Origin of the sequence: Ornithinimicrobium sp. (genome assembly GCF_051004135.1) — a bacterium.
In the GTDB taxonomy this organism is placed as follows: Bacteria; Actinomycetota; Actinomycetes; order Actinomycetales; family Dermatophilaceae; genus Ornithinicoccus.
In genome coordinates this window covers 1-6,153 of record NZ_JBPCKQ010000150.1, presented here as the reverse complement: position 1 = coordinate 6,153, position 6,153 = coordinate 1, and the positions used below count along the sequence as shown (strand labels likewise).

Sequence of the window (6,153 nt, the reverse complement as noted above, 5' to 3'; positions counted from 1 at the left end):
ACGTCGCACCTCCGGCGAAGACTCTGGTGGGTCGGACCGGCCGTCGGGGACGAGCTCGCACCGAACGCAGGATGTGGCCAGGATCTTGTGGCGGCCTCGCGTCCCAGTTGGGTTCGGCGCGGGGGATTGCCTGGGTGATACGCACTGGGTTGTGTGGATGCTCCTAGGCTTGGAAGCCGAAGAGGAGAGTTCATGTCAACCATACAGATGTCAGGCAAGCCTACGACGCGACGGTACACCCCGGAGGAGAAGGAGCAGGCGGTCCGCATGGTGCGCACGCTGCGCGCCGAGCTGGGGACCTCGCAGGGCACGGTGAAGCGGGTCGCCGGGCAGCTGGGCTACGGGGCCGAGTCGGTCAGGTCGTGGGTCAAGCAGGCCGGGATCGATGGTGGCCACACGCCGGGGACCACCCCTGCGGATGCGGCGCGCATCAAGCAGCTGGAGCAGGACAACCGGGAGCTGCGCCGTGCGAACGCGATCCTGCGCTCGGCGTCGGCTTTTATGTGGACTCCGCGGTTATGCGGAACCGGGCGGTCAGCGGCGGCCGTTGACGCTGGTCACCGGTGGTGGAGCGGGCTGAGCGAGTCCGCATAATCACAGCGCTTCTAGGAAGGCGAGGAGCGCGTCGGGCGGGCGATAGCGTCCTGCCGTCTCCCGGTTGGGAACGAGGCGTGCCAGGGCGCTCTTTGATGCCGAGGTCGGCGTGGAGGAGCACCTCCGCAACAGTGAGCAGCCGCCCCAAGACGTCTCGGAGCCGGACGCCGCAGCCGACGAAGACAACGACGACCACGACGGCGACGGGGCAGCTCCGGTGGCATGGACCGAAGCGCCGTGTGACCCATTGGTGACCCATTTCGCGATCAGGACCGACCAAGGGAGGAGCGGAAATGAGAAAACCCCCGGCTGACCAGGGGCTTCTCGGAGTTGCGAGGGCAGGATTTGAACCTGCGACCTCCGGGTTATGAGCTCGCCCCGACTGGTCGCAGGCCCCGCCGCCTCGTGGTGCCCCAGGCCGCTGACCTGGCCTTTCTCGGCGTCCGATGCCATCAGCGTTCAGCGTCCGGCACTGGTTGTCAGGGATCCCCGTGACCCATCTGTGACCCTCTCGGCCTGCGAGCCGAGCACCGCCGAACCGCAGGTGGCACGCGGTCCTCCAGGCCTGTTGACGCGTCCCAGCAAGCCAGACGTCCCCAAAATGCAGGAGGCCCCGGCGGGAACCGAGACCTCTTAGCACTGCTCTCCATCAGGAACCGGGTGGCTACTCGAACTCCTGATGGGCCTATCCCTACTACGGGCTCGCTCGCCCGCAGGAGGGCGAAGCCTTGGCTATGGATGAGGCTACCACGGCCTCGCGGCCGGCAGCCAGAGGTGCGCCCACAACGCCGGCGACGGCTACCAGGCCCGGACATCCGCGCGACCGTGTCGACGGCGACGCGGTGCCCACCGACGTTGCGCGGTTCCAGGACCTCGTTTGCGCACCTCTGAAGGCTGCCGATCCCAGCGGGCAGCGCTGGCTCGCAGCGTTGGGCGTCTTCGAGCTGCTGCGCCACGGCGCCGCCGAGGCCGGCAAGCTGTTCGCCACGTCGAAGACCATCGCGCAGCTGCTCGGGATCGCCGCATCAACGTGGCAGCGCACCGTCAAGGGCGACGCCGTCGGCTACGGGCCCTTGCTGCAGACCGCGGGGCTGCTGCGGCGCGATGACTGGGACGTGCACAGCATCCCGTCCTGGCAGGCACTGCAGAACCGTGCGCCGGACAAGACGCTCCAGGGTCGGTTCGTCTACACGCACCGACCGACCTTCCGCGCGACCGTGGTGCGCTGGCGGCTGCAGGGTGCCAGCCTCGCGGCGATCGGAGCCTGGTCGGTGCTGCGCTACTGCGAGACGCGCTGGGAGTCGGGTGAGCTGCCGCTGTACGACGCGCAGATCGCTCGCCGGCTCGGGATCAAGCACACCACCTGGGCGGCCTACGCCTCCGAGCTCGCCGCCCCACGGCGCCCTCGTGCGCGACGGCACGGGCCCCGGATCGACCTGGCGCCTGCCGCTGTACTTCGTCCTTCGCACCGGCCGGGACCTCGACGCCGCGGCGACGGGTCAGGGCTCTGGCCATGTCCAACTGTCAGCAGATTCGGCAGTCCAGGAATCCGCACATTCGGCAAGCCCCGATGCAGATCCGTCAGACCGGTCTGCCATGGATCGCGCGCGCGTAGAAACACCCCAAGATCCTGCTGTGGAAGAAAACCCAGCGGCCACCGACGTCGACCGCGCCATCAACGCCCTCGCCGAGCTGGCTGGGGACGCCTTCCAGCGCCCGCAGGTCCGCGGCTCGGTTGTCCTGCGCCAGCGGCTGCAACGCATCCAGGAGCTCACCGGGTGGTCCGGGCGACGGATGTTCGACGAGCTGACCCGCCGAGAGTTGCGGTCCGCGGCCCAGCCCGTCCGGGTCCTCGCCCACCGGGCCAAGCTGCTGCTCGAGCAGGACGCCCCATCCAAGGCAACCGCACCACGACCACCCCCCTCTCCGCAGAGTCCGATTCCACCGGCTGGCGACGACACGCCGTACACCGCGTGGGCGAGCCGTATCGACGCCGACGTCAACGACCACGTGCTTGGCCAGCTGGTCTCGATGGTCCTAGCGGACATCGCGCAGCTGTCGTCGTCGCTCCAGCGCAAGGTCGCGGCCCATCCGTCGGCGGTGACCGCCACGCTGGTGGGCTGGGTCGCAGCCGAAGCAACGGCAACCGGCCAGGCGTCACCACTCGTGATCGCCGAGCAGAACATGACCGCCAACGCCTCTTCCCGGCGCTACAAGGCACCGGCGGACTTCCCGCCTTCTGGCCACAGTCGAGGCGACGGGGAGAACCTGCGTCGCCGCGTCGCACGCATAGTGACGGCCCAGCAGGGCGCTAGTGAGCTGGGATTAGAGTGGTGATTCAGCGTGTGATAAGTCTGAGCCAGCCAAGGAGGTATCGACATGGCTCCCAGCACCTCGACGACGGCCCGGCCCGACCTGGCGGCACACGAGCATGTCATGCGGCTGGGTGGTGCTGAGCTCGTTTCGGAACTGCGCGAACTGCTCGGCGCCAAGCTCGTCGCCTACATCGCCGGCGTTGGCGAACTGCGCGCTGTCCGGCAGTGGGCCGCAGGAGAACGCGACCCGAGGCCCCCAGTCCCGCAGCGGCTGCGGGTCGCGCTCCAGGCGCTCCGCATGGTCGCCGCCCGCGACGATGCCGCGGTGGCTCGGGCATGGTTCATCGGCCTCAACCCCCTGCTCGACGACCGCTCACCAGCTCGGCTCCTGCGGGACGGAGATCTCGACGAAGCCGGCCCGCAAGTGCTCGCGGCTGCACGGGCGTTCGTCGCGGACGGATGACATGCGACCTCGAGTCAGTCCGCTGCGACGCCGAACTGCATCGCGTCGGGTTCGCGCCGAACCCTTGGACATTCACTGACTGGCGCTTCGCCGAGAAGGGCCGCTTCCGCGGCCGCTGGGACGATCCCGCGGGTGAGTACCCGGGTGCTGTACGCGGCCTCCACGGGGTTCGGTGCAGACCTTGAGGCACCGGGCCGCCCCCTGAAGACGCCGTCGCCAGTCCAGCAAGCGGCAACAGCGACCTGGCTTGCGGGCCGAGAGGGAGTGGCGTCCCAGAACCTCCAATGTCCCTAAAGCCCCTCGACACCACAGCCGATTCGGGTAGAGTGGTCCTCGTAAGGGAGGTGGTTCTGGTGGCGACCATAGGCGCAACCGTTTCGATCCGGGAGGCTGCGGAGCGACTCGCAGTCCATGAGAACACGGTCCGGAACTGGATCGATCGTGGCTACTTGCGGGCCTACCGGCTCCCGAGCGGGCATCGGCGCCTTCCCGAGGGTGAGGTCGCCCGGCTGATGCAAGAGGTGTTCGCGGTGCCAGCCTCTGTTCCGGAGGACCAGCCGTCCGCTGCGCCGAAGGCCTGGGACTCCGAGCCGGTGTACCGAAGGCGCCTTCCCGAGTAGGCGCGCTCTGGCCTCGGCCACTGCGTCTCAGCCTCCCTCTACCATGCCCTGGCATGCGCTGGACCCCGACAGCTACTTCGTAAGTGACGTCACCCGGCACACGTCTCAAGGCGACGTCTATTCCGACGTCCCGTTCGTATGGCGGACGCGCATGCGCACCGCTGACGAGGAGCCCGCTGGCAAGCGGAAGCGGCCTGGTGCCCCCGCCGAGGTCGAGGCGGAGATGGAGATCGTCGCGATCGGTCTGGTCTGTCACTACACATGCGGGTTCGTCGCGCAGCCCCCCGGCACGCCTGGCTATGCCCATCCGTTCCGGCTCGTGGCTCCGATCCTTCCCCTGAACCTGCTCCACGAGCTCGGCATGCCCGAGGGGCAGCTGCTCGGACTTATCGACAACGGCGGCGCCAACGGGTTCATGTACTTGCCCAGCTCACCGTTTGATTTCGACGAGGATCCCGACTCGCAGTGGACGGGCCATGCGGCGGCGTGCCTCTACAGGATGACCACGGTTGGCCAATCCTTGCTTGACCACCGATCTCGCCTCGGGCGCCTCTCCCAAGAGGCCCACATGATCCTGGCATCAAGGCTCATGCAACTCGTCTCGCCGAACTGGTTCCCTCCCGACGAGCCCGGACTGCGTCAACCGGATCGCACCGATAGCTGGCAATCGCTGTGATCCAGTGACAGCAACCAGCCTTCCCTGAACTCGGGCGAACGTGCCGGCCGGCCAGAGCTAAGCGTCTGGTAAACAACAACATTGGGATTACGAGGCTGGTGCGGTGGGCGTGAGGGTGTAGTTCCAGTCGGGGTGGAAGTCGTGCTTGACCAGGGGGAGGGCGGCCATTTGCTGGTCGGTGATCCTGAGGCCCTTGGGGTAGCTGGCGTCGTCGAGCTCGGCGTGCACGCTCAGGCCGTTGCGGGTGGTGGTCGCGCCGATGAGTTGCACGACGGTTTCGTGGCTTTCCAGCGGCCGGCCGCGCCAGTTCATGGAGATGTGGGCGAACATGCGGTGCTCGATTTTGTTCCACTTGCTGGTCCCCGGCGGCAGGTGACACACCGTGATCGCCAGGCCGGTCTCGGCCGCGAGGCCGGCCAGTTCGGTCTTCCACAGGCGCAGCCGCGCGCCGTTGGAGCCGCCGGAATCCGCGCAGATCAACAGGCGGGCGGCGTTGGGGTAGGAGGGTTGCCCGACCGTGCGCCACCAGGAGCGCAGCGTGGCCACGGCGAACGCGGCGGTGTCGTGGTCGCGGCCGACGCTCACCCAGCCGGTGTTCGCGGCGACGTCATACACCCCGTAGGGGATGGCCTTGCCGACGGCGGGGTCGGGGAAGTCGTGGACGTCGACCTCGACGGGCTCGCCCTTGGGCTGCCACTCCCGCCCGGCGTTCTTGTAGTTGCCCACCAGCTCCTTTTTCTTGGTGTCCACCGACACCACCGGGTGGCGGGCGGCGAGGTGTTCGTTGACCTGGCCGCTGAGGTAGCGGAACTGCGCGTCACGGTCGGGGTGCTGTTTGCCCTCGCGGGTCTTGGCGGCCGCCTGCAGGCTGTAGCCCCGTCCGCGCAACAACGCGCCCACGCTGACGTGGCTGATCCGACGCCCCTGCGCGGCCAACGCATCGGCGAGCTCACGGGTGGACTTCGACGTCCACCGCAACGGCGACTCGGGGTCGCCGCGCGTGGCGGGGTCCACCAGCGCCTCCAGCGCCTCTACCAAGCCCGGATCGGTCTCGGTCAGCGGCTTACGGCCGCCACCCGAGCGGCGCACCCGTCCCACCGACGACGCTTCGCCGGCCCCGCCCAACTCCCGCACCGCCTTGGACACCGTCGGCTCGGACACCCCCGCCGCCCGGGCCACCGCACTGATCCCGCCGCGGCCCAGGGTGCGCGCCTCGGCCCCCATCACCACCCGCCGCTGACGCTCGTCCAGATGCGGCAGCACCAACGCCAACTTCGCCGCCAAGGCGCTGTCATCTCGGGCCACACGGCAAGGCTAACCGGATCACCACTTCCCCAACCTTATTTCCTTCCAAGCCCTAAGTGGAGGCCGCGACCTGCAACGTCGTGCAGATCGGCTCGACGCCCCACACCATTCCGTCAGTCATCCAGTCGCGGTGGCTGTCGATGAACGCGACTACCTCGCCGGTGGCGGGTCGAGCTCCCG

4 protein-coding genes and 2 pseudogenes are annotated in these 6,153 nt (G+C 68.5%); 5 read left to right on the top strand and 1 reads right to left on the bottom strand.

What is annotated here, in order from left to right; genetic code table 11:
* Window positions 1-192 precede the first annotated feature (192 nt).
* From ACR2FV_RS10190 to ACR2FV_RS10170, 5 genes and pseudogenes are all read left to right on the top strand, one after another.
* A pseudogene (locus ACR2FV_RS10190) lies at window positions 193-501 on the top strand (transposase); the annotation flags it as partial.
* Window positions 502-2,001: 1,500 nt separating this feature from the next.
* Window positions 2,002-2,931 carry a hypothetical protein gene (locus ACR2FV_RS10185; protein WP_434015585.1) on the top strand — a complete coding sequence of 310 codons (930 nt, stop codon included), beginning with the start codon at window positions 2,002-2,004 and terminating at the stop codon, window positions 2,929-2,931.
* 42 nt (window positions 2,932-2,973) lie between these two features.
* Window positions 2,974-3,372 (top strand): hypothetical protein, encoded by a 399-nt coding sequence (locus ACR2FV_RS10180; RefSeq protein WP_434015584.1) that lies wholly within the window; start codon window positions 2,974-2,976, stop codon window positions 3,370-3,372.
* A 284-nt stretch (window positions 3,373-3,656) separates the two neighbouring features.
* Complete coding sequence (locus tag ACR2FV_RS10175) at window positions 3,657-3,992, top strand: excisionase family DNA-binding protein (RefSeq protein WP_434015583.1); 336 nt, start codon at window positions 3,657-3,659, stop codon at window positions 3,990-3,992.
* A 43-nt stretch (window positions 3,993-4,035) separates the two neighbouring features.
* Window positions 4,036-4,668, top strand: coding sequence for a hypothetical protein (locus ACR2FV_RS10170; RefSeq protein WP_434015582.1), 633 nt, complete (start codon window positions 4,036-4,038; stop codon window positions 4,666-4,668).
* A gap of 105 nt (window positions 4,669-4,773) precedes the next feature.
* On the opposite strand, the pseudogene ACR2FV_RS10165 reads toward ACR2FV_RS10170, so the two are convergent.
* Window positions 4,774-5,973 (bottom strand): annotated as a pseudogene (locus ACR2FV_RS10165) (ISAzo13 family transposase); the annotation flags it as partial.
* Window positions 5,974-6,153: the final 180 nt, after the last annotated feature.